Annotated in this window: 31 protein-coding genes and 1 pseudogene; 4 read left to right on the forward strand and 28 right to left on the reverse strand. The window is 39.3% G+C overall.

Going from position 1 to position 25,368, the window contains the following annotated elements; genetic code table 11:
- Nucleotides 1-46: 46 nt before the first annotated feature.
- A complete protein-coding gene (gene spoIIR / locus FPQ13_RS09105) occupies nt 47-622 on the reverse strand; it encodes a stage II sporulation protein R (protein WP_144089031.1) in 576 nt (191 codons plus the stop codon).
- Between the two features lie 129 nt (nt 623-751).
- Between spoIIR and FPQ13_RS09110 the strand changes: the two genes are divergently transcribed.
- Together FPQ13_RS09110 and FPQ13_RS09115 are read left to right on the forward strand one after the other, a co-directional pair.
- Nucleotides 752-1,312, forward strand: coding sequence for a GNAT family N-acetyltransferase (locus FPQ13_RS09110; protein ID WP_144089032.1), 561 nt, complete (start codon nt 752-754; stop codon nt 1,310-1,312).
- Nucleotides 1,296-1,814, forward strand: a complete 519-nt coding sequence (locus FPQ13_RS09115) for a GNAT family N-acetyltransferase (RefSeq protein WP_144089033.1) — start codon at nt 1,296-1,298, stop codon at nt 1,812-1,814. Before FPQ13_RS09110 ends, FPQ13_RS09115 begins: the two co-directional genes overlap by 17 nt.
- Before the next feature lie 284 nt (nt 1,815-2,098).
- On the opposite strand, the gene fosM is transcribed toward FPQ13_RS09115, so the two are convergent.
- From fosM to FPQ13_RS09225, 21 genes and pseudogenes are all read right to left on the reverse strand, one after another.
- Nucleotides 2,099-2,521 (reverse strand): FosM family fosfomycin resistance protein, encoded by a 423-nt coding sequence (gene fosM, locus FPQ13_RS09120; protein WP_144089034.1) that lies wholly within the window; start codon nt 2,519-2,521, stop codon nt 2,099-2,101.
- Nucleotides 2,522-2,703: 182 nt separating this feature from the next.
- Nucleotides 2,704-3,702, reverse strand: a complete 999-nt coding sequence (locus FPQ13_RS09125; RefSeq protein ID WP_144089035.1) for a hypothetical protein — start codon at nt 3,700-3,702, stop codon at nt 2,704-2,706.
- Nucleotides 3,689-4,036: a PadR family transcriptional regulator gene (locus FPQ13_RS09130; protein WP_144089036.1), complete on the reverse strand. Its 348-nt coding sequence runs from the start codon at nt 4,034-4,036 to the stop codon at nt 3,689-3,691. The genes FPQ13_RS09125 and FPQ13_RS09130 overlap by 14 nt, the downstream gene beginning before the upstream one ends.
- A 574-nt stretch (nt 4,037-4,610) precedes the next feature.
- A pseudogene (locus FPQ13_RS13995) lies at nt 4,611-4,718 on the reverse strand (ribosomal protein L7/L12); the annotation flags it as partial.
- A 36-nt stretch (nt 4,719-4,754) separates the two neighbouring features.
- Complete coding sequence (locus FPQ13_RS09140) at nt 4,755-5,075, reverse strand: hypothetical protein (RefSeq protein WP_144089037.1); 321 nt, start codon at nt 5,073-5,075, stop codon at nt 4,755-4,757.
- A gap of 560 nt (nt 5,076-5,635) precedes the next feature.
- Nucleotides 5,636-5,887 carry a hypothetical protein gene (locus FPQ13_RS09150; protein ID WP_144089039.1) on the reverse strand — a complete coding sequence of 84 codons (252 nt, stop codon included), beginning with the start codon at nt 5,885-5,887 and terminating at the stop codon, nt 5,636-5,638.
- Between the two features lie 202 nt (nt 5,888-6,089).
- Entirely contained in the window at nt 6,090-6,299 is a 210-nt protein-coding gene (locus FPQ13_RS09155; protein WP_144089040.1) for a hypothetical protein, read from the reverse strand.
- 405 nt (nt 6,300-6,704) lie between these two features.
- Complete coding sequence (locus FPQ13_RS09160; protein WP_144089041.1) at nt 6,705-7,616, reverse strand: ABC transporter ATP-binding protein; 912 nt, start codon at nt 7,614-7,616, stop codon at nt 6,705-6,707.
- Nucleotides 7,617-7,618: 2 nt separating this feature from the next.
- Nucleotides 7,619-8,317 (reverse strand): ABC transporter permease, encoded by a 699-nt coding sequence (locus FPQ13_RS09165; RefSeq protein WP_144089042.1) that lies wholly within the window; start codon nt 8,315-8,317, stop codon nt 7,619-7,621.
- A gap of 25 nt (nt 8,318-8,342) precedes the next feature.
- A complete protein-coding gene (locus FPQ13_RS09170; RefSeq protein ID WP_144089043.1) occupies nt 8,343-8,630 on the reverse strand; it encodes a hypothetical protein in 288 nt (95 codons plus the stop codon).
- 2 nt (nt 8,631-8,632) lie between these two features.
- Nucleotides 8,633-8,929 carry a DUF2089 family protein gene (locus tag FPQ13_RS09175; RefSeq protein ID WP_144089044.1) on the reverse strand — a complete coding sequence of 99 codons (297 nt, stop codon included), beginning with the start codon at nt 8,927-8,929 and terminating at the stop codon, nt 8,633-8,635.
- Between the two features lie 164 nt (nt 8,930-9,093).
- Nucleotides 9,094-9,930, reverse strand: a complete 837-nt coding sequence (prmC, locus tag FPQ13_RS09180) for a peptide chain release factor N(5)-glutamine methyltransferase (RefSeq protein ID WP_144089045.1) — start codon at nt 9,928-9,930, stop codon at nt 9,094-9,096.
- A 21-nt stretch (nt 9,931-9,951) separates the two neighbouring features.
- The gene (gene prfA / locus FPQ13_RS09185) at nt 9,952-11,022 is read right to left on the reverse strand and encodes a peptide chain release factor 1 (RefSeq protein ID WP_144089046.1); all 1,071 of its coding nucleotides are present in this window, start codon (nt 11,020-11,022) and stop codon (nt 9,952-9,954) included.
- A 102-nt stretch (nt 11,023-11,124) separates the two neighbouring features.
- The gene (locus FPQ13_RS09190) at nt 11,125-11,742 is read right to left on the reverse strand and encodes a thymidine kinase (RefSeq protein ID WP_144089072.1); all 618 of its coding nucleotides are present in this window, start codon (nt 11,740-11,742) and stop codon (nt 11,125-11,127) included.
- A gap of 161 nt (nt 11,743-11,903) precedes the next feature.
- Nucleotides 11,904-12,266, reverse strand: a complete 363-nt coding sequence (locus tag FPQ13_RS09195; protein ID WP_144089047.1) for a hypothetical protein — start codon at nt 12,264-12,266, stop codon at nt 11,904-11,906.
- A 4-nt stretch (nt 12,267-12,270) separates the two neighbouring features.
- On the reverse strand, nt 12,271-12,516 hold the full coding sequence (locus FPQ13_RS09200; protein WP_144089048.1) for a type B 50S ribosomal protein L31: 246 nt from the start codon (nt 12,514-12,516) through the stop codon (nt 12,271-12,273).
- Nucleotides 12,517-12,647: 131 nt separating this feature from the next.
- On the reverse strand, nt 12,648-13,922 hold the full coding sequence (rho, locus tag FPQ13_RS09205) for a transcription termination factor Rho (protein ID WP_144089049.1): 1,275 nt from the start codon (nt 13,920-13,922) through the stop codon (nt 12,648-12,650).
- A 219-nt stretch (nt 13,923-14,141) separates the two neighbouring features.
- Nucleotides 14,142-14,846, reverse strand: a complete 705-nt coding sequence (locus tag FPQ13_RS09210; protein WP_144089050.1) for a hypothetical protein — start codon at nt 14,844-14,846, stop codon at nt 14,142-14,144.
- A 2-nt stretch (nt 14,847-14,848) separates the two neighbouring features.
- Nucleotides 14,849-15,718 carry an ATP-binding cassette domain-containing protein gene (locus tag FPQ13_RS09215; protein WP_144089051.1) on the reverse strand — a complete coding sequence of 290 codons (870 nt, stop codon included), beginning with the start codon at nt 15,716-15,718 and terminating at the stop codon, nt 14,849-14,851.
- Entirely contained in the window at nt 15,708-16,091 is a 384-nt protein-coding gene (locus FPQ13_RS09220) for a GntR family transcriptional regulator (protein ID WP_144089052.1), read from the reverse strand. Before FPQ13_RS09220 ends, FPQ13_RS09215 begins: the two co-directional genes overlap by 11 nt.
- A gap of 350 nt (nt 16,092-16,441) precedes the next feature.
- Nucleotides 16,442-17,563 carry a nuclease-related domain-containing protein gene (locus FPQ13_RS09225; RefSeq protein ID WP_144089053.1) on the reverse strand — a complete coding sequence of 374 codons (1,122 nt, stop codon included), beginning with the start codon at nt 17,561-17,563 and terminating at the stop codon, nt 16,442-16,444.
- On the opposite strand from FPQ13_RS09225, the gene FPQ13_RS13500 reads away from it, so the two are divergent.
- Entirely contained in the window at nt 17,544-17,717 is a 174-nt protein-coding gene (locus FPQ13_RS13500; RefSeq protein ID WP_186279628.1) for a hypothetical protein, read from the forward strand. The genes FPQ13_RS09225 and FPQ13_RS13500 overlap by 20 nt on opposite strands.
- Nucleotides 17,718-17,836: 119 nt before the next feature.
- On the opposite strand, the gene glpX is transcribed toward FPQ13_RS13500, so the two are convergent.
- The 6 genes from glpX to rpoE form a co-directional block, all read right to left on the reverse strand.
- The gene (gene glpX, locus FPQ13_RS09230; RefSeq protein WP_144089054.1) at nt 17,837-18,808 is read right to left on the reverse strand and encodes a class II fructose-bisphosphatase; all 972 of its coding nucleotides are present in this window, start codon (nt 18,806-18,808) and stop codon (nt 17,837-17,839) included.
- 45 nt (nt 18,809-18,853) lie between these two features.
- Nucleotides 18,854-20,140: a UDP-N-acetylglucosamine 1-carboxyvinyltransferase gene (locus FPQ13_RS09235; RefSeq protein WP_144089055.1), complete on the reverse strand. Its 1,287-nt coding sequence runs from the start codon at nt 20,138-20,140 to the stop codon at nt 18,854-18,856.
- Nucleotides 20,141-20,195: 55 nt separating this feature from the next.
- A complete protein-coding gene (fsa, locus tag FPQ13_RS09240; protein ID WP_144089056.1) occupies nt 20,196-20,846 on the reverse strand; it encodes a fructose-6-phosphate aldolase in 651 nt (216 codons plus the stop codon).
- Between the two features lie 347 nt (nt 20,847-21,193).
- Nucleotides 21,194-21,577 carry a response regulator gene (locus tag FPQ13_RS09245; RefSeq protein ID WP_186279629.1) on the reverse strand — a complete coding sequence of 128 codons (384 nt, stop codon included), beginning with the start codon at nt 21,575-21,577 and terminating at the stop codon, nt 21,194-21,196.
- A gap of 107 nt (nt 21,578-21,684) precedes the next feature.
- Nucleotides 21,685-23,289 (reverse strand): CTP synthase, encoded by a 1,605-nt coding sequence (locus FPQ13_RS09250; RefSeq protein ID WP_144089058.1) that lies wholly within the window; start codon nt 23,287-23,289, stop codon nt 21,685-21,687.
- A gap of 186 nt (nt 23,290-23,475) precedes the next feature.
- Nucleotides 23,476-23,997, reverse strand: a complete 522-nt coding sequence (rpoE, locus tag FPQ13_RS09255) for a DNA-directed RNA polymerase subunit delta (protein WP_144089059.1) — start codon at nt 23,995-23,997, stop codon at nt 23,476-23,478.
- 336 nt (nt 23,998-24,333) lie between these two features.
- Between rpoE and FPQ13_RS09260 the strand changes: the two genes are divergently transcribed.
- A complete protein-coding gene (locus FPQ13_RS09260; protein ID WP_186279630.1) occupies nt 24,334-25,347 on the forward strand; it encodes an ABC transporter permease in 1,014 nt (337 codons plus the stop codon).
- Nucleotides 25,348-25,368: the final 21 nt, after the last annotated feature.

Raw genomic sequence — 25,368 nt, forward strand, 5'->3', positions numbered from 1 at the left:
AGATGGCAAATATGATTGTTTATAGAATTTTAATAGAGTGACACTTTTACGCAAAGAACGAAATGATTCCTTTAATCCATTCCCATAAAAAGAACTTCACTTCAGGCTCTTCCTCTTCTTCACCGTCGTGCTCGAGTACTGTCGTGCCATTGGAAAAGTCAACGAAGCACAACGGTGGGAATAACACGCACCACCAATTGTCGCCTTTTCCTTCTCCGATTGTAATCAAGACAGCTTCATAGGTGCCACCCGGATAAATATAATTGTCATAGATTTTATCTGGAAATTCTACGTTCCCGAAGTCTAGCTTATAGGATTGTTCCGTCACAATTTCTCCGACGAGCTCTTCCAATTGCGGCATATTGTTTTTAATTGTCTGGCGAGCTTTTTCAACAGACGTTAACTCTTCGACCCATTCCGTAATTTGTTCACTGACAGCATCGCGGACTTCTCGCTTGATCTCTTGGTCTTTTTCATCGTTGGAGTTTGCCAATATTCTTAGGCGAATCGCTTCATCTGGAATCACCTGACGCTCTTCATTTCCTTCGTGAGCTACTATTTTCGGATAAAACAGTTGTACTGAAATTAATAAAATTAATGTAATAACGATAAATCGCTTCATTTCCCCTCAACCTTTCTCGTAATCTATTAATCTCATTCTCGCCGGCTTCCCAAAGGTCTATACATCGAATGTGAAAATTGTTATGATAAGTTCAATATTTTTAAGAATTACGGTCGGGAGGCGGAATGGATGTTTACATATGAAGTGGATGAGGAAATATCATTGAAATTAATTGATGAAGGCGATGCTGAAACGGTCTTCAAGTTGACAGATCAAAGTCGGGACTACTTAAGAGAATGGCTTCCATGGATTGATATGACGACTGAAATTGGTGACACGCGGAATTTTATTAAAGCTTCGAAGAAAATGTATGCGGAAAGCAAAGGGCTGAACACCGTTATACTCTACAACGGAGAAGCGGCAGGCATTGTTGGTTACAATGAGGTGGATTGGCAAAATAAAATCGCTTATATCGGTTATTGGCTTGGGGAAGGCTTTCAAGGAAAAGGCATTATGACACGCGCAACACAAGCGTTGGTTGATTATGCGTTTGAGCAGCTGAACCTACATAAAGTTGATATTCGAGCGGCGGTGGAAAATAAAAAAAGCCGGTCAATTCCGGAACGTCTCGGATTCCAGGAAGAAGGAAAAATCCGTGCGGGTGAGTTGTTATATGGAAAGTATGTCGACCATGTCGTTTACGGGTTGCTGAAGGAAGAATGGGAGAAAATGAATGCTAGTGAGGCATAAAAATATTACTATTCGGAAAATGAAGGATGAGGATCTCCGTTTGATGATGAAATGGTTAAACGATGATCAAGTATTGGCTTTTTATGAAGAGCCACCTTCTGATTGGAATCGTATAGTGAAAAAATACCGACCACGGATTGAAGGCAATCATTATGTGACACCTTGTATAATTGAACACGACGACCAGCCAATTGGTTATATCCAATATTATGAGATCCAACCAAATAAGCTAGATGAATACGGCATCTTCCTGAACAACGGCAAGCTTTATGGAATCGATCAATTTATTGGCGAACCAACGTTGTGGGGTAAAGGGATTGGGACGCAGATGATTCGAATGGTATTGAGCGAATTAAGTCGCGAAGGTGCCACAAAGGTGTTGTTGGAAGTGAATTCAGCAAACCGACGGGCCATTCGAGCCTATGAGAAAAGCGGATTTCGTAAAATAAAAGATCTTGAAGATCACTTGCTGTTAATGGAATGGATCCCAGACAGCAATTAACCGCATCGTTTTTACTTTAACACTGAGCAAAAACGATGCGGTCTTTTTATTAAGCTCTGGTCTTTATATGCGATATTGGCGCAATTCCTTATTAAAGAAACGCACCCGATTGTTTTAAACAATATATTTATTTGTGCTGTTAAAAGAAACTTTTGTAGACCGAGTGTAAATCGTTTTAAATCCTTTTGTTTTTTCCTTTAAATCAAAAGGTTTATTTAGTATGTTAACTTTTTTATCGTAACATGTTCTTAATAAGCTTTTTAGCATTAACTGGTATTGCAGTATTAATTGAAAAATTCCATATGTGGTTTATCCTGTTTATAATAATATAACCTATCCTGTAATGTACCAGTATGAAATTCAAATTTATGCCCATCGGGATCAGTAAAATAAATAGATTTTTTATCTCTTTCATCCCTAGAACGCCCAGTTAAAATATTTACTCCTAGTTTTTCCAACTTATCATAAGCATAATGAAAATCAGCATCCTCGATTGTAAAGGCTATGTGGGTATATGATTGGCTTATTTCACTACGAGGAATATCCTGTTCTAAATTTAGTGCCAACCAAATTCCATTCAAGTCAAAGTAGACTGTGTCTCTTCCTTTAACCAACAATTTAGCATCAAATACACTTTGATAAAATTTAATGGATCTATCTAAATCAGAAACAGAGAACGTTAAATGATTAATTCCTTTTACAAACAACTACATCACCCTAAAAATTTTTATACTACAATCTGGCCCTTATACCAATACTGGCGCTTCTTTTTATTAAGGAATTGCGCCCGATTCCTGAATAGTAGACGTTAGACCAGTACCAATGACAGCAAGAGAAGGTTTAGTATCTTTGCTTTCTTAGCTCCTAAGCCTCTTTCATAAATATAAGGTTAACGATTTAAAGCTCTACGAAAACCGTCAAATATGCTGATTGTTGCTGATAAAACAAGGATGATTATTGCACCCCCAACTAACCAAAATTTAAATTGTGAAGATGAAATATTAAACAGATCACTCATATACGAAAGAAATTCGGGTTGAAATAGATTCGGGTTGCTTAAAATCACAATAAACAGACTAGTTGAAATAAGTTCAATTACCGTATTAAAGATTGCTATTTTTGTTGTCCATTTCCCTATAATTAGTTTATAAATAGAAGAACTTACTTCAAGTAGGATGACTACGAGAACCAATGGCCAATAGCTCATTAAGACTCCCTGAGTTAAGGCTGGCATCACAAATTCAAGTCCAACTTCACTACCTTCATATACACCTATCAATTGATTGGCATAAAAATATAACGTTGCCCAAACTGTTGTCCACATCAAAGATCCAAATACCCTTAGCTTCGTAATCGAATTTTCACCTGAAATATAAGCGACGTTTTTTAAATCATTGGGAGTCCATTTTTTGAAATTTGTTGCTAAGGGTTCCCCATATTTGCCTTTATCCGTTCGTTCTAAAATGGCAAACACAAGCGTTAACCAGAAAAAAACTTGGATACCAACTTGAATAACAACCCATATTCCTTCACCTATGATATGGAGTACAGCATTTAAGATAGCCTCCTCCTCACCGAAAGCACCAAAGTACTTCGCTATCATAGAAATTAGTGCGACAACGGCAGCAATCGGTACAATCATTTTCAGCAACGATACATAAATATCAAAATAACGTGGACCAATCAAATGCATTGGCTGGTCTCGATACTCGCTGGCTAATGCTGCTGGATTCCCCAATTCTTGAAGAACAGTATTTACATCTTCTTCGTCATAATCATCAGGTAGCGTATCCTCAATTGTAGACCTTAATTCAAGACCAATGTCAGCACGGTTTTTTTCAGGTAACCTGCGAGTGACTTCCTGTATATAGACATCAATCAGATTCATTTTTTCCTCCTCCTTCTAATAATTTATAAAGCACCTTGGAGTTTTCAATCCATTCTTCTTTTAACTGCAAGTAAATTTCGTGTCCATATTCACTTAAAACATAATATTTTCGTGGTCTATTTTCAGATTTATCCCAGCTACTCGTAACTAACTCCCGTTTCTCTAAACGACGAAGCAATGGATATAAGGTGCTCTGATCAATATCGATTCCTGATTTCTCCAATAACTGAACAAGTGAATATCCATACTGAGGAGTTCCCAATTGACTTAGAACTGCTAATGTCAACGTTCCTCTCCTAAGCTCTGTCGCTAAAGAATTCTTCAAATCATCCATACACCCACCTCATTTCATACTATACATCACACACTGTATATCGTACACTATGCAATATACACTATTATTGTTATAAAAGCAACATATTTTTCAAACCGTTGGACATTACTCTTGCCTTTCGAGAAAATCATTCCAAAAAATGGTCCGTTTCTTGATTAAAAATAATTAAATATTGCAAAATTACTTAGCCTTAATGGATTATAAAAAGCCGTTCGATTCCGGATCGTCATAGATTTCATGAAGAAGGAAAAATCTGCGCGGGTGAATGGTTGTATGGAAAGTATGTCGATCATGTCGTTTACAGGTTGCTGAAGGATGAGTGGGAGAAAATAAATGCTAGTGAAGCATAGGCATATAAAGATTCGAAAAATGAGGATTGAGGATCTCCGTTTGATGATGAAATGGTTAAACGATGATCAAGTATCGGCTTTTTTAAGAGGAGCCACCTTCTGACAGCAATTAACCGCATTGTTTTTGCTTTAACACTCAACAAAAACGATGCGGTCTTTTATTTGGCTTTGGGCTTTATACGCGATATTGGTGCAAAACGCGCCCATTTCTGGAGCAAAGCACCTCATAAACCATCAACATATTGTTTTGCCTCTAACAACGAAAGCCCAAAGGCTTGCCTTACCTCTTTAACAGCTTGAACTTCTTTTCCCTCTTTAAGCAGAACTCGCAGTTTTTCAGTTAGAGAATCACGCCCGCTTCCAGAATACTACTTACCAAATACTTCTTGATTTTCGAATACCCGTCTTCTTGTATAATGGCGAATCGAAAAACCATAGATCGTAAATAACAGCATTACTAATACCCATATAGCGTCTCTATACGTTTCATATGGTATGATCGTTATAATTCGGTGATAAAGTTCCAAGGCAAGCCAGCCAACAGGAAATACAGGAAGTGCGTATTTAGCTGATTTGGCTAATATTATTTTCCCTTTTTCGTTTTTGGAATTCTCGCTTCTTGAAAATTTGATATGTATAATAAGAGCATATATAAAAAATGGAATTATCAATGCGCCTATAATAAGCATTAATGATCGAATCCCCCTTAAAATAGTTCTAACATTAGTTCCCTTTTATTCTGCTATGTGGCCCAATTGAAACGTAGTCCTTACTAAGCAATTGCGCACATCTATGAAAGATCATGAAATTTAAAACACATGTTAATCATTAGTAATTTTTAATATTCATAAGCTGTACATGTATAGCTACAAGAACTTCATCTGGTATATTTGTATGGAATTTCTCTACTTCAGGCACAGTACTTCTTCCATAACTGCGCCCGATTGATGTATAACTTTTTTCTAGGAAAATATTGAAATTAGTAAACTGAGAGCAAAAAGAATAAATGCAAACAGTATCGTAAAGTACATAATTAACTCAAGTGAGGTAAGTTTTCTTTGTTTTTTAGTCTTTTCTAAATCCCTTAGATAAAAGCCAGCACTTATAATAAGCAATGCGCTAGCTACAACTCTTAAAATTTCCACTAGAAGATCCAATTATATAACCCCTTTCCCCACAAAGCATTTTTCCGTTTCCGGAATATAAATCCGTACTCATTTAAAGCGCCCGATTGCTGATAGATACTATTTTACAGAGTCAACAATTTTTTCGCATCTATCAATGACAAACCGTATTTCTCTCTCAATGATTTCACAGTCTTTACTTCCGTTGAACTTTTTAATATTTCTTTTGCTTCATTTTTCATATCGTCATATTCTCCAGTTTTCTTCAAAAGCCTAAGGTTTTCTTTTTTTAGAGCACTGTTTTGACTCATTAAACTGATACTCCAACCTAAGAGCAATAGCATAATTAATATTGAGCTTATTTCTGACCACTGCATCTAAATGACCTCCCTATAATTTATTTCATAATCTGGCCCGATTCTAACTCAAACCTTGCACGACAACCGCCCGAAGCAATAGAGGTGTCGAGCATTCTAGCATTCACGCTTACATCCCCTCCTAATTCATTTTTTGCTGCAATCTGGCATGACTAAACGAGAGGATGAAGCATTAAAAAAGGTCTCAATTGTTCATTATTATTTAGGTAATACTCTCAAACACTTTTATAAAGATGAATGGTAATGCTGTGGCTATTGAAACACCAATCATAGTGGAAGAAGCTACTAATAGTCTGTATTTTTGTTTTGATATTTCCTTTCTCTTTAATGCAATATTTAGCGCCTTAATTATTGTACTAATCGCCATACAAATAATTATTATTGAATTAAGACTAACTAAAGATACCTCCATATTTCCCCTCCAATCGTAAACACCTTTTATAAAACAAACTATGTAGTTAAATAGCCGGTTTGTTGAAGAAAAATAATTCTATATTTTAAAATTACTTAGCCCTAATGTATCATAAGTTTCTGTGTTTTGAAGAAGATTTCCTAAAATAATCAAGTCTTTTTTTGTTACGTTATTGCTTCGATCTTGAATACTGGTTCTAAAACCTTCCTTATAGAAATTTGATGTCAGCCGAGTGTGTGGTCGATTTCATTAGACCGACTTGAAGCTGGTTAGATATGTCATATATTTACTTCCTAGTTTGTCAGAGATAACAGTTCGGAAAGATAAAAAGCCAAGTTCCATACTGATTTTTCAGCAAGGAAATTGGCTTTGATTTCACTTGAAGACGTCTCAAACGATGATCACTTAAGCATTCATGAAGACCTCTTCTAATGAACGTTCTTCTATTTTCATTTCATACAGATGAACATCCGATTGAATAATCTTTTTGGAGACTTCTGGCAAATCTTCTTCTGAAGGTACCTGTAGGAGTGTAGAATCTCTTTTAGCTTCCATAAAGATTATGTCTGTGTTCATTTTCTCGGACAGTTTTTGAATATCATCTTTCTGCAAAATCGGTTTTGTTCTAACGGAAATAGTAACGCCTGCACCTTTGTCTTCTTTTAATTGACGTGGGGTACCTAGTTTTTTAATCTCACCATCACTGAGAATGCCTACCCGATCACTTACTTTATCAATTTCATCTAAATTGTGTGAGGTAAGGAAGATCGTTTTTCCTTCTTCCTTCAACTTTATTACTAAGTCTCGTATCTTAATTGCTGATTCTGGGTCAATTCCTGATGTTGGCTCATCTAGAATAATTAAATCAGGATTTCCTAGTAACGCTTGAGCTATACAAATTTTCTTTTTCATACCAAAGGAATAGGACTTGATTTTTTTCTGTGCGGCGCCCTCTAGGCCTACTTCTTTCATTAATGTTTTCAACTCTGGCTTGTTACGCTTATCGCCTGCTAACTTCCCCATGTAGCGTAAAAAGTTTAACCCTTTCATATTTTCATATAAATTAGAGACGTCTGGCATAACACCTATTCTTTTTTTGACATGGTTGAGTTGCCTGTCTGAAAAGCCCATTATTGTAAAAGAGCCTGAGCTTTTATTCGTTATACCTGTAATCGTATGAATGAAGGTAGATTTCCCAGCTCCATTATGACCTACAAAACCAAAAACCTCACCTTGGTAGATTTCTAAGTTAATATCTTTTAACACTTCCGTTGTTCCGTACTTTTTAGTTAAATGATTCACTTCGATTATACTCATATCTATAAATCCTTCCTTTGCATAATGAACACAGATATTAAAAAGTAGAACGCTCCAATAACGATGGGAACGAACATCAAAGCGATCGAACCTTCTAAATATCTATAAGGTAATAAGTATTTGAACGGGACTAAATACCAATTATTCGAGACAGCTGAAGCTAGCCCTAAAATCGGTAAGGCAATACCGAATAGAATACCTAAGAACATTGTTAATTTTGACTTTGTGAATACGGTGGAAACTAAAACGACAAAGCTAACAATGTAAAATAAAAATACGAAGGAATGAAAATAATCTTTTAAAAACCATGAACCAGAGATGATGAATATAACTGCAAATGATATCGTTATCGTAGCTACCCAAAATAACAATGTGCCTAAAAATTTACCTACCATGATCTGCACTCTCGACGTTTTCGTCACGAGTAAACGCATCGTTTTTAATTCGATTTCCTTGTTGATTAAATCATGAGACGTCGCAAAAACAAATAGAAATCCAAGTATTAATACGATGAGAGCGATTGCTGCAGTATATACTGTTCCTTCCTCACCACCGATTTTTACAATTTCTTGAATCAAACCTGGGTTGCTATCAATGAACGTAGCTGATTGATAAGATACAAATGTAATAAATAATATAATTAGGATGGACCGCACACTTTTAAAAGACTCAAGAAACTCTCTTGTTAATATATGAATCATTTTGCTTTCTCCTTTTGTCATCTATTTATTTCAAGTCATGAGATGTCATTTTGTCCAATTCCTGTTTTCTCTTTTTTTCGAGAGATTCTCTACCTGATATCCAATCTCCCAGTAAAATCGTTGTGCCTAAAATGGCAATAAACCAAAAGTCTCTTGAGCCGACGTCCATTTTTCCTGATAGAAGAATGTAAATCAGGAGTATGACATAGCCTACTGGTAGTATACCTCCCCAAAAAACTTTATTTCTTGTTGAAAGAAAGTGTTGAAGAACGAGTATGAAAATCGCGAGTAAAATATTTAGAGACCAATGCATTGCTACCTCTCCTTTTCTTTTTTATATTTTTCAATAATTAATTTTGCTTCTTCCAAATTGATTCGATCATCAATTGATAGCTTTTTAATAAACTGAATAAATTCTTCATTTTCCGCTGCATCATTTAATTTTATTTTTTCAATTAACCGATCTAACTTAATCCTTACCGTCGGATAAGAAACCTCATACACTTTTGCAATTTCTTTTAAAGAACCTGAATTCATGACGAATTTTTTGATGAACTCCACATCCTCTTGGTCCAATGACAAGATCCAACTTGGTACATCTCTTATATCCATTTAATCACCTCATCTCATCAAATGTGTAATTTTACTTTAACATTAACTTTAATTAAATTAAAGTATATTTTAATATTATTTAAAATTTATTTATGTCATGTTAAATTTTATTCCATAAAAAAGAAGCCTCTCAATAGTTCAGTAGACTAATGAGAGGCTTCGCTTTAACACGCAGCAAAAACGATGCGGTCTTTTTTATTAATGTCTTGAATAATTTCAGGGCTGGAAGCAGAGAAGGCTTGCTGAATTAACTTGCTTACTGCCTCACCTTGTTGATAGCCAATTTCGAAGGCGAGCTGCTTTGGCTCTAGTCGCTTTGCTTGTGCAATGATTTGTTCATAAGCATACAATCCGTTATTTTCTGCAAACAATGCCATTTCCGGGTCGAATATGACCGTATCGCTCAAGCTGTCTCGGTCTGATTGTGCGATGTATGGTGGGTTGGAAACGACGACGTCAATGTTGTGACCAGCTTCGATTACGGGTTCTAAAAAACTTCCTTGGAGAAACTCAATGTCCGCGTCATGGGTCATTGCATTTCGACGAGCGATTTGAAGGGCTTCGTGCGATAAATCCGTTGCAAGCACACGTAAGTCAGGCAGCTCTTTTTTTAATGAAATCGCAATGATACCACTTCCTGTACCAACATCAACAACGGTTTCTGTTCCAGAGAGTTTGCCGAGCAAGTATTGGACTAATTCCTCAGTTTCCGGGCGTGGAATAAGAACATTTTCATCGACGTAAAAATCGCGTTCATAAAACGTCGCTGTATTCGTGAAATGTTCGAGTGGTTTGCCTGTTGCTGCATGTGATTCAATCCACTCGACGAATGTTTCGTACGTTTTCGTTTCCAGTTTTTCATGAGCATCCATAAATAAACCGCTCATCGTCGCATCCAACAAATAACACAACATGAGATCTGCTACGCGTTCTTCTCGATTATGTGTTTGTAAAAAAGAAGAAGCCCATTTGCGAGCTTCTTGAATCGTTGGTTGTTTCATGTATGTCACCGTTTCTATCGATTATTCCGTAATTTGATCAAGTTTCGATGTTTGTTCTTCAATCGTTAACGCTTCGATAATTTCAGAAAGTTTTCCTTCCATAATTTGATCGAGTTTATTGATCGTCAAATTAATGCGGTGGTCTGTCACACGGTTTTGTGGGTAGTTGTACGTACGGATTCGTTCCGAACGATCGCCTGTACCGACTGCTGACTTACGGTTTTCATCGTATTCTGCTTGTGCTTCTTGTTGGAATTTCTCATATACACGAGCGCGCAGAACTTTCATCGCTTTTTCTTTGTTCTTGATCTGCGATTTTTCATCCTGACAAGATACGACTGTTCCCGTTGGCACGTGGGTCAAACGGACAGCTGACATTGTCGTGTTAACACTCTGTCCACCTGGTCCACTGGAAGCAAACGTGTCGACACGAATATCTTTTTCATGAATATCCACTTCGACTTCCTCCGCTTCAGGAAGTACAGCGACCGTTGATGTTGACGTATGAATCCGTCCACCCGACTCGGTCTCAGGTACACGTTGTACACGGTGTGCACCGTTTTCGTATTTCAATTGAGAATACGCGCCTTTACCGGTAATCATGAAGATGATTTCTTTATAACCACCCATATCGGATTCGTGCGCGTCGATGATTTCAGTTTTCCAATTATGGGCTTCCGCATAGCGTGCGTACATACGGTAAAGGTTTCCGGCAAATAAAGCTGCCTCTTCCCCGCCTGCTGCACCACGAATTTCCATAATAACGTTTTTATCATCATTCGGATCTTTCGGAACGAGCAGTAATTTCATCTCTTGTTCCAGTGGTTCGATTTGTGGCTCGAGTTCGTTCAGTTCTTCTTGAGCCATTTCCACCACTTCTTCGTCAGACTCTTCTTCTAGCATCGTTTTCGCTTCGTCTATTTGTTGCCGAATTTCTTTATATTGACGAAACTTCTCGACGATTGGCTGCAGGTCTGATTGCTCTTTTGAATAATCGCGTAATTTATTGGAATCATTGATGACTTCTGGGTCCATCAGTTTTTCAGTCAATTGATTGTAACGATCTTCGATATTTTCCAATTTCTCGAACATATGCTGTTCACCTCTACTTTTTCCTTCATTATTATATTACAGTAATGGGCTACCGTCAAAAACAGCAAGCACTAATCGATTGTCAGTGCTTGCTATGTTATCTTATTGATTCATTTCTGATTTTGATACGTGATACAAATGTGGGTGATTTGGCACTTCATGATGGTGACGGCAGCGTGGCTCGTACGATTCAGAAGCACCAACCATAATTACTGGATCGTCATATGAAGCGGGTTCACCATCAATCAGACGCTGTGTACGCGTTGCCGGGGATCCACACACGGGGCAAATCGCATGCAACTTTGATACCATTTCACTATTCGCCATTAATAGTGGCATCGGACCGAACGGCTCTCCTCTGAAGTCTTGATCAAGACCAGCCACAATGACGCGAATGCCTCGATTCGCTAATCGTTGAGTCACTTGAACGATTTCTTCGTCAAAGAATTGGACCTCATCAATCCCAATGATATCCAGGTCATCCGTTACGTATTCTTCGATTTCTGAAGCTTGTCGAATCGGATGAGCAATGATGGCATTCCCGTTATGAGAGACGACTGAATCATCTTTATAGCGGTTGTCGATTGCTGGTTTAAATACAGCAATTTTTTGATTGCCATATGTCGCTCGCTTCACACGGCGGATGAGTTCTTCTGATTTTCCAGAAAACATACTTCCGCAAATAACTTCCATCCAGCCTTTATGGTTCATTATATACATCATGAGAGGCACCTCTTTTTTCGTAGTTTCGATTTATTTGTTGAATCATTTTCGTAGGTAATGCTTGCGGTTTTTGTCAAAATGACATGAATTATCATACCCGCAGATGGTCACTTATCATTCTACCGAATCCGCGGGGGAATAAAAAGGGTTAGTTTTTCCTAATTTTGATTTTTGTCATCACATTGTTTAGATAAAAGTAGATTCGCTTGGCTTTGATTAGATGAAGGTTTTTTATTCGAGTCTGACAGATTTAGGGCTAGCCGCCCGATAAAACGGTCTAGACGCCCAATCAGGAGGCTGAGACACCCGATTATGCGTTCCAGCCGCCCGATTACGCGGCCCAGACACCCGATTACGCGTACCAGCCGCCCGATTAAGCGGTGCAGCCGCCCGATAAAATGTTTCAGCCATCCAACAAAGAACCCTAGCCACTCGACATAAAAAGAAAAAAGCTGACCGCGATCAGCCGCATCCCTTTGATAGGTGATTGGCTGAATTACGGTCAGCGTTTGTTTTCTCATCTTATTAGTTAAGATTGTATTTTTTCTTGAATCGGTCTACACGGCCACCGACTTTGTCAGCTTTTTGCTTACCAGTGTAGAAAGGATGTGACTCTGAGCTGATTTCAACTCGGATTAATGGGTACGTATTGCCGTCTTCCCATTCGATTGTTTCGTCAGAATTAAGAGTAGATCCAGACAAAAATTTGAAATCAGAACTTGTATCTAAGAATACAACTTTGCGGTATTCCGGATGAATATCCTTTTTCATGGTTAACCCTCCTTGCCCTGAATCCTGTGGAAACAGAGTTTTTTCAAAACAACGGTGTGCTTTGTCTTTTCATACAGAGTGATTATATCAACTGCATGTTCATAATGCAAGAAGTTTTTACTGTGCTAAGACTAGTTTTTCCCTTGCATTTCATCTTCCATTCGTTTGAAGAATTCATCGTTCGTTTTCGATTGTCTTAATCGCTTCATGAAGCGTTCGAGGAATCCATTTTGATCCTGCATCGTTTTCCGGATGGCCCACATTTTATCGAGTTGATCTTTCGGTAACAACAGCTCTTCTTTCCGTGTGCCGGAGCGCAATACATCGATTGCTGGGAAGATTCGACGCTCGGCCAAGCTTCGGTCGAGGTGAAGCTCCATGTTCCCCGTTCCTTTAAATTCTTCGTAAATGACATCGTCCATGCGTGATCCTGTATCGACTAAGGTCGTTGCCAAGATGGTCAAACTGCCGCCTTCTTCGATATTTCTCGCCGCACCGAAGAAACGTTTTGGACGGTGGAAGGACGCTGGGTCGATCCCTCCGGACAATGTTCTTCCACTTGGCGGGATGACGAGGTTGTAAGCACGCGCTAAACGCGTAATACTATCCATGAGAATTACGACATCTTGTTTATGCTCAACAAGTCGCATCGCTCGTTCTAACACAAGTTCGGAAACCTTAATATGGTTTTCCGGAACTTCATCGAACGTGGAACTGACAACGTCTACCTCATCAGCGACAGAGCGTTCGATATCCGTCACTTCTTCTGGACGCTCATCGATTAAAAGTATGATCAATTTGGAATGTGGATGATTTTTCGTAATCGCATTCGCCATTTCTTTTAATATCGTTGTTTTCCCCGCTTTTGGCGGGGCAACGATGAGGCCACGTTGACCAAAGCCGACGGGTGACATCATATCAACAATCCGAGTTGATAATACATTGCTCGTCGTTTCCAAGTTCATTTTCCGATCAGGATAAAGAGCGGTCAGGCCTGGAAAGTGGATTCGTTCTTTCGCGCTTTCCGGGTCGTCACCATTGACGGCGTCGACGTGTAGTAGGCCGAAATAACGCTCATTTTCTTTTGGTGGACGTGCTTTTCCGGAAACCAAGTCGCCATTTCTTAGGTCAAAACGACGGATTTGGGATGCGGAAATATAAATGTCTTCCGGACTCGGCGCATAGTTAATCGGACGCAAAAATCCGAAGCCTTCTGTCGGGATAATTTCTAAAATCCCATCAACGAATAGCTTGCCGTCTTTTTCAGCTTGCGCTTTTAAAATCGCAAAAATCAATTCTTTTTTGTTTAGTTTTGCATAGTAAGAAACGCCGAAATCACGTGCAAGGGCATAGAGGTCCTTGAGTGTTTTCGTTTCTAACTCTGCGATTGTCAATGTTTTTGACAAATCATTACACCACGCTTTTATTTTATATTATTTTTCATTCAAATTTATTTTGGAAATAAAGGGATGATCTCTTGGGTTGGGAAGAGAAAATCTTGGGGTAAAATTATGACTCTTCCATTGTATCGATTTTACTGTCAGATAGCAAGAAAGAGTCTGATTTTTTATTGGGATTTACTGTTAAAAAGACTGGCTAGGAAGTTCTAGCCAGCTTACGTTCTTTTATAATTCTAATGCTATGTTGCGGGTAAGGCTCCGGATTGTGATGAAAAGGCCGACTAATATGATCAGCGTTCCGGTTAGTGAGATGAAAAAGTGAGATTCCCAAAAATTATTGAAGTCTATTCCGTTTATTGTGATTACAAGAAACTCATTTTCCCAAAAGTAATCTAGTATTCCAAATAAAAACAATGAAATGATGATGGCAATCGTCCCTCCAAACCAACCAAGTCTGTAAAAGGATAACCCGATGGTCCATCCTATGAAAAAGATGGCCAGCGAAGAGAGGTAATAACCGACTGAAGCAAGGAGAAGGTTTTCACCGAAACCACCTAATTCAAGCGTGCCATTAATAGGCAGTTGAAATACGTTCTTTGCAACATATGCCAAACCGAGAAACACAAGTGCAATCAATAAAGAAAGAAATGTTGTTTTGATGGCAGCTGCGATGGTCCCTTTCAAGTAATTTTTACGAGTAACACCATGGAAAGCGAGCAACGTAAGATAAGGATAAACCGCCATGACTCCAAAGACTATCATGACGACAGAATAAGCATCAAATGCCGTGGTGAACACATCACCTGTCTCTACGCTAAAAATAACTTTTACGATTGTGACACCAATTTGTAATACGAGTAATACGGTTGCTACGATGAGTATCCATGTGGCGAAAAATCGTTGTAAATCATTCGTTACTAGTTTGCTCATCACTACGCTTCCCCTCCTGTCAAATGGATAAATAAATCTTGCAAAGACACATTGCCGATTTCAAGCTCTTGCTTCTTCGCTTTCTGACGCTCTTCTTCGCTTAATTCACCGTAGATTGTCACGGATTTCGTCGGGCCCAGTCGTTGTTCGTTCAGTACTTTTTTCCCAGAAACGAATTGATCGACAGCATTTGCTTCACCGATCACTGTCTGCCCTTTCAGCGTCATTGCTTCGTACTCATCGTGAAGCAGTAATTTCCCTTGGTGAATCATAACAATCTCATCGAACAAATAGTCCATTTCCGAGACGAGATGTGTTGATAGAATAAACATGCGTGGGTGTTCCGCTTGCTCATCAAGGACTTCATTGTAAAATTTCTTTCGCGTCGGTGCGTCCATTCCTGTGTAAACTTCATCAAATATTGTGATTGGCGCTCTGCTTGCTAATCCTAAGACAACTTGCAAGGCCGACCTCATTCCTTTCGACAATTCACTCATACTTTTTTTTGTTGATAAGTTAAATGTTTTGATTAACTCATCCGCATATATTCGGTCGAAATTCGGACGGAATGTTTCAGTCATATCAAGCATTTCTCTGACTTTCAATGATTGATCACGTTGGGAGTCTGATAGGAACATGACCTGTTGCATCCGTGATTGATTTTCAAAGATAGGCTCCCCATCCAAAGTGATTTCTCCTTGATCTGACTGCTTAAGCCCAGCAATTAAAGAGAGCAACGTTGTTTTCCCTGCGCCGTTTCGACCGATCAGTCCAACGATTTTATTTCCTTCGACATTAAAGTCAATTTCATTAATTACTTCATGCTTTTTAAATGACTTTGACACTCGCTTGATTTCCAATTTATGACTCATTCTCTTCACCTCTCTTAATCTTTCGAATCAACTTGAGCATTTCTTTTTCCTCAATCGCTAATTTCTCAGCTTCTTGCACCATCGGAGAGACGTAATTATCCATAAAGGCATCCCGACGTTTCTGCACTAACTTTGACTTTGCACCCTCCGCGACAAACATGCCAACACCTCTTTTCTTAAATAAAATTCCTTCGTCGACGAGTTGATTCACTCCCTTTGCTACCGTCACATGGTTAATCTCGTAAAACTGAACTAGCTGATTGGTTGAAGGCGCTTGATCTCCTTCTTTTAGTTGATTGTTAACGATTTGGTCTTCAATACGCTCTCGCACCTGTTGAAAGATCGGCTTCCCTTCATCAAAATCTCTTCGCATTGTCTTCACCGCCTTATTGTTTGGCTTTGTTGATTTATTGTGTTTGCTTGTTGTTTGTTGGTTATATAGTTGAGTATATAACCATAATGCGTTTAGGGTTTGAGTTTGTCAATGGTTTATGAAGTAATTTGTTTATGAATGCATTTTTCTAAGGATGTTTGTGAGAGGTAGGCAGCTGGAATGCGGTATAGGGCAGCTTCCACTCTTTTATCGGCGGGTTTTTTGCGTTTATTGGCGGGTTTTTTGTATTTATCGGCGGGTATGTTCAGTTTATCAGCGGGTTTAACTCATTTATCGGCGGGTTTTCATCTTTTATCAACGGGGTTTATCTTTTTATCGGTGGGTTCAATTCATCTCCGAGTTTGGCTCCTTATTGCAGTCAAATTAGATAAGTAGCTAAAATCCTCTGAATTGAAGTCATAATAGAGATGATATTTTCTGAACTTCTTATCTCCCTTCTTTTTGAATGATGCTTTGTTTAACATATCCCTCGCTGTACTGTTAGCTCTAAGTAGTGCGAAGTCACGAAACTTTTGGTTTGTTATGATGGGACTCATCAATAAGAAATAATCTTTCAATGTATTTTCATGTGCGTTGCTGGAACGGTGGCCACAACCAACACATTGCCATCTGAGTTTGTACATCTTCATGCCTACCACTCCACAATTCATACAAATTACACCTTTTAAAATATCCTCTGCGCTGACTTTCGATGTTTTTAATATATCTGGAATATAGGTTTGATGGTGATTGGAAATGGTTTTAGTGAGGTTACTCATTTCATTTAACGTCAGTAGATCTTGTTGATATTTTTTGATAAGTTCGCGGAAAAGAGAAGGTAACCGTTGAAGAGAGATAACTTTTTCAGCATGGTGATTATTTGTAGGATCAATTCGTAATCGTGTTTGAGAATTCGTCATGACAACGTAATACTCAATTGGCAAATTACTGTATCCTAGTTTCTCTAACCATACCGCGAGTTGATATGCTTGCTCTTCAGCTTGAAGAACGGGATCATCGAATACTTTTATTTGCTGATCTTTTTTCTGGATTACTTGATGAACTGTGTCATCGAACATTAGATCATCACTATAATATTTTGATTCAAGAATGAGTAGAAATTTAGATGTGATAATTAAAAAATCTATTTGAAAGTAGGATGAGTGAAGATATAGGCGAGTGTTTTGTAATATGTTGTGTGGAGTTGGAATTTTACTGAGTGGATAATATAATCTTGATTCACCGTATAAACCAGAGAGTTCATTTCTGATCCTTTTTTCAACAAATGGGTAACGGCTGTGATTCTGAGGTAGACGGTGGTACAGAGCTTGTAGCTTGAGAACGTGAGGGGGTATCGAGGACTTTCTATCAATAGACAAGTTATATCTCTCCTTATATGTAATTTTAATATTATTATAGCTTATAGTTTGTCGCTGACAAGCAACTAGAGGCTTGAATACTGAATTCAACATTGTTGCTTTATTTATCAGCGGCTTTTTTGCATTTATCGGCGGCTGTGCTCAGTTTATCAGCGGCTTTTTTGCATTTATCGGCGGCTATGTTCAGTTTATCAGCGGGTTTAAGTCATTTATCGGCGGCTCTCCCCTCCTTTCGTCAAACGACTAGACCACTGCTTTGGAGCTACAACGGCAACATAAAAAAATGCCCATTTTTGCCTAAGCAAAAATGATCAACTTAATAATTTAAAAAACCAACCGCCACAGCGGTTGGTTTCCTTAATGAATTTACTCATCTGTCATGACGAGGTTTGGTTTTGTTTTGAGGCGGTGGGTACCGTCAACGAAACGGATGGTACCTGATAGCGCGCGCATAACTAGGGTTTGTGTTGTTGCGCGGTCGCCTTTGAATTGCACACCTTTCAGCAGTTCACCGTCTGTAATGCCGGTGGCTGCGAAGATGGCGTCGTCACCTGAGACGAGGTCTTCCATTGTGAGTACACGGTTCGGGTCGTCAATGCCCATTTTTTTGCATCGTTCGATTTGTTCGTCGTTTTCTGGTTTCAAGCGGCCTTGGATTTCTCCGCCGAGGCATTTTAATCCGACGGCAGCGAGTACTCCTTCTGGTGCACCGCCTGTTCCGAATAAGATATCAACGCCTGTATGGTCAAATGCTGTATTGATTGCGCCGGCAACGTCGCCTTCTGGAATCAGCTTAATCCGTCCACCGTTTTCACGGATCTCATCAATGATATGTTGGTGTCGAGGTCTGTTCAACACACAAGCGACGACATCTTGTACAGCTTTTCCTTTTGCTTCGGCAACAGCTTTCAAGTTGTCTGTGACAGAAGCATTCAAGTCAATTTTCCCAACAGCTTCCGGACCGACAGCAATTTTTTCCATATACATGTCCGGCGCGTGAAGCATATGTCCGCGGTCTGCAATCCCGACGACTGCAAATGCCCCCCAACTACCTGATGCAACGATGTTCGTTCCTTCGACTGGGTCAACCGCGATATCTACATCCGGTCCACCTGTCATTCCAAGCTCCTCACCGATATAAAGCATCGGAGCTTCGTCTCTTTCGCCTTCACCGATGACAACTCGTCCATTCATTGGAATTGTATCAAATACCGTTCGCATTGCTTCCGTTGCTGCGTTGTCCGCTTCTTCTTTCTCTCCTCGGCCCATCCAACGTGCAGAGGCCATAGCTGCCGCCTCCGTTACACGAACGATTTCCATTGATAAACTTCTTTCCATATAGGTTCCTCCCCTTTTGGTGTAGCGATTCCCTCGTCTGTTTGTTTATATATTTTGATAAAATTTCTGATCTTCTTCTGTCATTGCTTCTTTCCATACGACAGCGCCTAAATCAGTTAATTTTTTCGTTATGTCATGGTAGCCTCGTTCGATATGCTCTAGTCCTACGATTTCTGTAATGCCGTCAGCCAGCAATCCTGCAGCCACTAATGCCGCACCTGCACGTAAGTCGCTCGCTTTTACTTTGGCACCTTCTAATTGAGATGGCCCTGTTATAATGGCTGAGCTTCCTTCAATCTTAATAGTAGCATTCATCCGGCGTAGCTCGTCGATATGTTTGAATCGCGCGCTGTAGATTGTATCGGTAACGACGCTCGTGCCTTCCGCTTGCGTCAATAATGTTGTTAATGGTTGTTGTAAATCCGTCGGAAAGCCTGGATATACAAGTGTCTTGATATCACACGAATTGAACGGCCGATTGCCACGAACGATTAATCGCTCGTCTTCCGCTTCAATTTCAACACCCATTTCACGTAGCTTCGCTGTTAACGACTCCAAGTGCGTCGGGATGACATTATCGATAATGACTTCTCCACCTTTGGCTGCGGCCATAATCGTGTACGTACCCGCTTCAATACGGTCCGGAATGATGGTATGCTTACATCCCTTCAAATCATCCGTTCCTTCAATGCGGATGACATCCGTACCGACTCCTTTGATGTTTGCTCCCATACTATTCAGTAAGGTAGCTACATCAATAATTTCCGGTTCTTTTGCGGCGTTTTCGATAATTGTTTTCCCTTTTGCCCGGACAGCAGCAAGCATAATATTAATGGTCGCACCGACGCTGACAACGTCCAAGTAAATCTTTGCGCCGACTAACTCATCTGCACGGAGATAGACTGCACCTTGTTCATTCGTCACTTTGGCACCGAGTGCTTCAAAACCTTTAATGTGCTGGTCAATCGGACGTGGTCCTAAATTACATCCGCCAGGCAAGCCGATGACTGCTTTTTTGAACCGACCAAGCATAGCGCCCATAAAGTAATATGACGCACGAAGTTTTTTCACTTTTCCGTTTGGTAATGGCATGTCGATCATATTCGTCGAGTCGATCGTCAAATCTTCACCTGTTTGTGAAACTGTTCCGCCGATGTCTTCAAGCAGCTCTTTCAATATTTGAATGTCTGAGATATCTGGCAGGCCTTCAATCGTCACTTCGGATTCAGCTAAAATCGTAGCTGGCAATAGAGCGACAGCGCTATTTTTTGCTCCACTGACCCGAACAGTGCCGTTTAATTCGTGGCCTCCCTCGATGAGTAGTTTTTCCATTTGTGATACTCCTCTAAAGTTATTCTAGTCCTTATTATACGGACTCTTCACAAATTCATGCTTGATTTGCTTTTTCCCAGTCTGCTAAAAATTTCTCAATACCTTGATCCGTCAATGGGTGCTTCACCAATTGTTGAATGACATTAAATGGAATCGTTGCGATGTGTGCGCCGTTGATTGCCGCTTCTGTCACATGCATTGGATGTCTAACGCTTGCTGCGATAATCTGTGTGTCAATTGCATGACGGTCAAAAATCTCTGCAATTTCAGCAATTAAGTTCATTCCGTTTTGACCGATATCATCCAATCTGCCAAGGAAAGGAGACACGTATGTCGCGCCTGCTCTTGCTGCAAGCAATGCTTGGTTCGCAGAGAAAACGAGTGTGACGTTTGTTGTGACGCCTTTGTCCGTCAACTGCTTACAAGCTTTCAATCCTTCAAGTGTCATTGGTACTTTAATCGTAATATTCGGTGCGATTTTAGTAAGCTCTTCTGCTTCTTTCATCATTCCGTCAACATCTTCAGAAACGACTTCCGCACTGACAGAACCTTTCGTCACTTCTTGAGTAATTTCTTTCAAACGATCGTGGAAAGAAACATTTTCTTTTGCGACAAGTGATGGGTTTGTTGTAACTCCTGCTAAAACACCTAATGCGTTTGCTTCTTTTATTTCATCAATATTTGCTGTATCAATAAAAAATTTCATTCGAATTATCTCCTTTAGTTTAGTTATTTTCTACGATGTTCTCGTTCCATGACGAAAAGGCCAACCCAATCATGGATTAGCCTTCTAAAGAGACAATATTACTGTGTGTTATTGATGGTTTATTGATATCCATTTGCAACAAATTAAGCATGGAAACTAACGGCACAGCAAATTTCCTCCTACTTGCATGGACTTTGGCGAGATTTCGTCCTTCGACGGGCTCTCGAGATTAAAACGTATTATGCAAAAATGCAGATGTTCACCCTTGCATCAATTGAAAAATGTTCATGCACAATCTACCTATAGGATACCAAACTATGCATTAGCTCCGCAACTTCATCTGTCCATTATTCAGAGATATTTGCTAAATCACACAAATTTTTCTCAACAATTTGAACGATATCTGCAATATTAAATGGCTTTTCAATAATTTCTACAATTTCGCCTGTTCGAACAATGTTGTGCATTTCTTCTTTATCCGTTCCTGTCATAAGGATTACTGGGATTCTCCAACCTTCTTCCCTAATCTCATGGACGAATTGATCACCCTTCATTTCAGGAATTCGGTAATCGACTAAAATGATTGCTGGTTTTTTTTCGTTTATCGCCACTTTGGCGTCTAACGGATTTGAATAAGTGAAAACATTGTATCCTGATCGTGCAAATACCTCTTTTAACATCATTCTTATGCCTTTTTCATCATCAATGATGAACAAGGTAGTGTTTTTCATGCCATCACCTTTCTCCGTTCCAACCATCCACTAATAGCTTAGATGAAATGGAAGAAAAACACAATACGTTTCATAAGTTTTTTTACTCTTTTTTGGAATTAACTGGTTTATTTCTGCAAGTTCATACATGCCCCGACAAATTCCTTAAACAAAGGCTGTGGTCGTGTCGGGCGTGATTTAAACTCTGGGTGGAATTGGGATGCAACAAACCATGGGTGATCTTTCAATTCCACAATTTCAATTAAATGATGATCTGGACTTTGACCGGAAAAAATTAAACCTTGTTCTTCCATCTGCTCTCGGTATTCATTGTTGAACTCAAAGCGATGGCGGTGGCGTTCGTAAATGATTTCTTGCTCATCATATGCTTCATATGCTTTTGTATCTTTCATTAGCCTACAGGCATAGACACCTAAGCGAAGTGTTCCACCTAAGTCTTCAATATTCTTTTGTTCCGGCAATAAATCAATGACTGGGTAAGGTGTTTCTGAATCGATCTCTGCTGAATGTGCATCTTTCAGTCCAAGTACGTTCCGAGCAAATTCAACTGTTGCCAGCTGCATGCCTAAGCATATGCCTAAGAATGGAACATCATTTTCTCTTGCGTAACGGATTGCTTCAATTTTCCCTTCGATTCCACGGTCACCAAAACCACCTGGTACGATAATTCCGGATACGTCACTGAATTCTTCAGGTGCATTTTCTGCAGTTAACTTAGCTGAATCAATCCATTTCACTTTGACGTCTGCGTCAGCAGGATAACCAGCGTGTTTCAACGCTTCAACGACAGAAATATAAGCATCTGGTAAAGCGACATATTTTCCGACTAAGCCGATTGTAACGGTTTTGGAAAGATTGGTTACCCGATGGATCAGCTCTTCCCATTCAGTCATGTCCGCTTCAGGGCAATCTAAGTGGAAATGCTCACAAGTTAGCTGGTCGAGTCCTTGCTTTTTCATTTCCAAAGCGACTTCATAAAGTACTTCTTGGTTGTGTGCTTCAATGACCGCTTCTTCTTTAATATCACAGAATAAAGCTATTTTTTGTTTCATGCCTTCACTAATATCTTTTTCTGTTCGCAACACGATAATATCCGGTTGGATGCCAAGTGAACGCAACTCTTTTACTGAGTGCTGTGTCGGCTTTGTTTTCAATTCGCCGGCAGCCTCCAAATAAGGAACGAGTGTACAATGAATATACATGACATTCTCGCGTCCAAGGTCGCTTTTTAGCTGGCGAATCGCCTCAAGAAACGGCAAGCTTTCGATATCCCCTACTGTACCGCCGATTTCGGTAATCACGACATCTGCGTTCGTCTCCTTGCCCGCTTTGTAGACACGGTCTTTAATTTCATTTGTAATGTGCGGGATCACTTGAACCGTTCCACCTAAATATTCACCACGACGCTCTTTCCGAATAACGGAAGAATAAACTTTTCCCGTCGTGATGTTGCTATACTTATTCAAATTAATATCGATGAATCGCTCATAGTGCCCGAGGTCCAAGTCTGTTTCTGCACCGTCTTCCGTGACAAAAACTTCACCGTGCTGGTATGGACTCATCGTCCCTGGATCTACGTTCAAATACGGATCGAATTTTTGAATCGTTACATTTAAACCTCGGTTTTTCAGCAAGCGCCCTAAAGATGCTGCTGTAATTCCTTTTCCAAGCGAAGAAACAACCCCGCCTGTTACAAAGATATACTTCGTCATGTTCGTTCCTCTCTTTCTGTCATTACCATTTATTTTGAATAAAAAAATGAATTTTATGATATGAAAAGCTGCTTATAAAAACAAAAAAAGCTCCCGAACGAATCGGGAGCTGACATTTTTTAAGAGCCCACATAGAATATTACTGTTTTATCTTGTGAAAGTCAAGGTGGTTATGTCCTGGAAGAATTATTTTTCTTCCTCGTCCTCTTCATCGAAGTCTTCCACTTCTTCGTCTTCATCGAAGAATTCATCTTCGCTTTCTTCTTCGGCTTGACCGAAAAGATTCCCATCGTCTTCTTCAGAGAATCCTGCATCTACATCTTGTAGATCTACGTTCAAGTAATCCTCTTCTGGTTCATCCTCAATTGTATCTGTATCCGACTTTTTACGCTTTTTCTTTTTGCGTTTTGGTCGTTCTACTTCTTCAAGCTTGATGATATCCTCTTCTGTTTTATCAAATGGATACCACTGTTTCAATCCCCAGACATTTGAACCGACTGGAATAAAACGGCCATCAACATTTAAATCCGTATAAAACTGTGAAATGAACGTCTTTTTGTCTTGCTCAGACATTTCTTTTTCTTCGGCAATTTTATTATATAAATCACTGAATGAAACAGATTGATTTTCATCTTGTAAATATTCATAAGCGATCTCAATCATTGAAATTTCTTTCATATCTTCATTTGCATACTTTTCCAAACCCATTGTCAGCACTCCTTTAAGACCTTAATCATCAAATGGTTTCCTATTTTATCATGCCGTATGGAAAAATCAACTGAACATGATTCTCCGTTTGAAATACTATCATTTTAATATAGATATGTGCATTTTACCACATTATCCTAAAAATTAATCTACTGAAATAAAAAGAAAGCAAACATTGGAAAAAAGGTGCCTATCTTCAACTACACTAAACCTATGAAGCAGTTGGTTTTTCGACAAACAAAGCTCGTGTTTTCTCGTCATAATTCTTATGAGTTACATATTTCGACTGAATGTTCTAAAATAAGAGTAAGAGTTATTTGGAAAAGGATGATGCGAATGAATGGCTGGCCATTATCAGAAGTAATCCGATTCGTGATTCAATCATTTTGGAAAAATCCAATCATCATCATTTTTATGTTGATCACACCATTATTATTGCTATTTTTAAGTTCAACTATCTTACAAGAGGAAGCATACGAGCCGACAATCGGTGTCGAAGAAATTTCTGAGCGGATGCAAGCTTCTTTGTTACAGCAGGATGTAAACGTTGAACAGATTACGACAGCAAAAGCATTGAATAAATTATCAGCAGGTCAGTTGGATGCCTTTTTCACTGTCGAAAATCAAGGTGGATTTTTGATGTTGGAAGGGAGCAAGCCACACGCCAACTACAACACGGACCTAGCTCTCAATAAGATGTACGTCAATTTAATGTACGACGATCACGCTTTTGATTCGTTGTATATACACGGTACATCGCAAAACAACTGGTATGATTATATCGGCCCTGGCTTAATCGCATTTTTCACCTTTGCCTTTACGTTGATTTGCAGTGCGATGCTGTTTTCGAGACAAATTCAAACCTATGAATTTCATTTAAATGGCACGCGATTCATTACTGTTTACTTTTTATTGTTCAGCATCCTTTCATTGATTCAGTCCGCAATGCTTTTAAGTTATAGCATTTATCAATTAGATATGTATTTTGCAGGTTCTTTCTGGGGTGCATTGTTAACCGCCTGGCTCATTGGCCTCGTCGCGATAAGTCTCGGCATGGTAGTCGCAGCCTTCACTCGCACATTTTTCCAATTCGGCTTTACGATTTTCTTAATTCTTCTATCGCAATTTTACTTCTCTGGTATTTTGCCTAGTGAAAATGTTGCATGGATGAACCGAGTCGGCTTATTTATGCCTGTCTCCTACTCCGTTGAAGGTTTGCGTGACATCATCATTCGCAACGAACAATTTATCCAAATCTCAACCTATGGATTGATTTTAATTATTTTTATTGCGATCAATTTACGTCTAGTTGGTTATAAATTGAGAAAACAGGCGAATGTAGCGCCGTAGATGAGTTGGGGTGGCAGTCGT

Source organism: Allobacillus salarius (genome assembly GCF_007559425.1).
GTDB classification, from domain to species: domain Bacteria; phylum Bacillota; class Bacilli; order Bacillales; family Alkalibacillaceae; genus Allobacillus; species Allobacillus salarius.

What these genes read in the sequence shown, in the direction of transcription:
- FPQ13_RS09140 (WP_144089037.1), bottom strand. Translation starts at nt 5,075, where the DNA reads ATGCTTATTATAGGCGCATTGATAATTCCATTTTTTATATATGCTCTT.
- FPQ13_RS09175 (WP_144089044.1), bottom strand. Translation starts at nt 8,929, where the DNA reads ATGGATATAAGAGATGTACCAAGTTGGATCTTGTCATTGGACCAAGAG.
- prfA (WP_144089046.1), bottom strand. Translation starts at nt 11,022, where the DNA reads ATGTTCGAGAAATTGGAAAATATCGAAGATCGTTACAATCAATTGACT.
- FPQ13_RS09260 (WP_186279630.1), top strand. Translation starts at nt 24,334, where the DNA reads ATGAATGGCTGGCCATTATCAGAAGTAATCCGATTCGTGATTCAATCA.
- rpoE (WP_144089059.1), bottom strand. Translation starts at nt 23,997, where the DNA reads ATGGGTTTGGAAAAGTATGCAAATGAAGATATGAAAGAAATTTCAATG.
- FPQ13_RS09190 (WP_144089072.1), bottom strand. Translation starts at nt 11,742, where the DNA reads ATGTATATAATGAACCATAAAGGCTGGATGGAAGTTATTTGCGGAAGT.
- FPQ13_RS09110 (WP_144089032.1), top strand. Translation starts at nt 752, where the DNA reads ATGTTTACATATGAAGTGGATGAGGAAATATCATTGAAATTAATTGAT.
- FPQ13_RS09155 (WP_144089040.1), bottom strand. Translation starts at nt 6,299, where the DNA reads ATGGAGGTATCTTTAGTTAGTCTTAATTCAATAATAATTATTTGTATG.
- FPQ13_RS09195 (WP_144089047.1), bottom strand. Translation starts at nt 12,266, where the DNA reads ATGAGAAAACAAACGCTGACCGTAATTCAGCCAATCACCTATCAAAGG.
- FPQ13_RS09115 (WP_144089033.1), top strand. Translation starts at nt 1,296, where the DNA reads ATGCTAGTGAGGCATAAAAATATTACTATTCGGAAAATGAAGGATGAG.
- FPQ13_RS09170 (WP_144089043.1), bottom strand. Translation starts at nt 8,630, where the DNA reads ATGCATTGGTCTCTAAATATTTTACTCGCGATTTTCATACTCGTTCTT.
- FPQ13_RS09210 (WP_144089050.1), bottom strand. Translation starts at nt 14,846, where the DNA reads ATGAGCAAACTAGTAACGAATGATTTACAACGATTTTTCGCCACATGG.
- glpX (WP_144089054.1), bottom strand. Translation starts at nt 18,808, where the DNA reads ATGGAAAGAAGTTTATCAATGGAAATCGTTCGTGTAACGGAGGCGGCA.
- fsa (WP_144089056.1), bottom strand. Translation starts at nt 20,846, where the DNA reads ATGAAATTTTTTATTGATACAGCAAATATTGATGAAATAAAAGAAGCA.
- FPQ13_RS09150 (WP_144089039.1), bottom strand. Translation starts at nt 5,887, where the DNA reads ATGCAGTGGTCAGAAATAAGCTCAATATTAATTATGCTATTGCTCTTA.
- FPQ13_RS09130 (WP_144089036.1), bottom strand. Translation starts at nt 4,036, where the DNA reads ATGGATGATTTGAAGAATTCTTTAGCGACAGAGCTTAGGAGAGGAACG.
- FPQ13_RS09200 (WP_144089048.1), bottom strand. Translation starts at nt 12,516, where the DNA reads ATGAAAAAGGATATTCATCCGGAATACCGCAAAGTTGTATTCTTAGAT.
- prmC (WP_144089045.1), bottom strand. Translation starts at nt 9,930, where the DNA reads ATGAAACAACCAACGATTCAAGAAGCTCGCAAATGGGCTTCTTCTTTT.
- FPQ13_RS09250 (WP_144089058.1), bottom strand. Translation starts at nt 23,289, where the DNA reads ATGACGAAGTATATCTTTGTAACAGGCGGGGTTGTTTCTTCGCTTGGA.
- FPQ13_RS09235 (WP_144089055.1), bottom strand. Translation starts at nt 20,140, where the DNA reads ATGGAAAAACTACTCATCGAGGGAGGCCACGAATTAAACGGCACTGTT.
- FPQ13_RS09225 (WP_144089053.1), bottom strand. Translation starts at nt 17,563, where the DNA reads ATGTTGAATTCAGTATTCAAGCCTCTAGTTGCTTGTCAGCGACAAACT.
- FPQ13_RS09160 (WP_144089041.1), bottom strand. Translation starts at nt 7,616, where the DNA reads ATGAGTATAATCGAAGTGAATCATTTAACTAAAAAGTACGGAACAACG.
- FPQ13_RS09215 (WP_144089051.1), bottom strand. Translation starts at nt 15,718, where the DNA reads ATGAGTCATAAATTGGAAATCAAGCGAGTGTCAAAGTCATTTAAAAAG.
- FPQ13_RS09125 (WP_144089035.1), bottom strand. Translation starts at nt 3,702, where the DNA reads ATGAATCTGATTGATGTCTATATACAGGAAGTCACTCGCAGGTTACCT.
- FPQ13_RS09220 (WP_144089052.1), bottom strand. Translation starts at nt 16,091, where the DNA reads ATGCGAAGAGATTTTGATGAAGGGAAGCCGATCTTTCAACAGGTGCGA.
- FPQ13_RS09245 (WP_186279629.1), bottom strand. Translation starts at nt 21,577, where the DNA reads ATGAAAAACACTACCTTGTTCATCATTGATGATGAAAAAGGCATAAGA.
- spoIIR (WP_144089031.1), bottom strand. Translation starts at nt 622, where the DNA reads ATGAAGCGATTTATCGTTATTACATTAATTTTATTAATTTCAGTACAA.
- FPQ13_RS09165 (WP_144089042.1), bottom strand. Translation starts at nt 8,317, where the DNA reads ATGATTCATATATTAACAAGAGAGTTTCTTGAGTCTTTTAAAAGTGTG.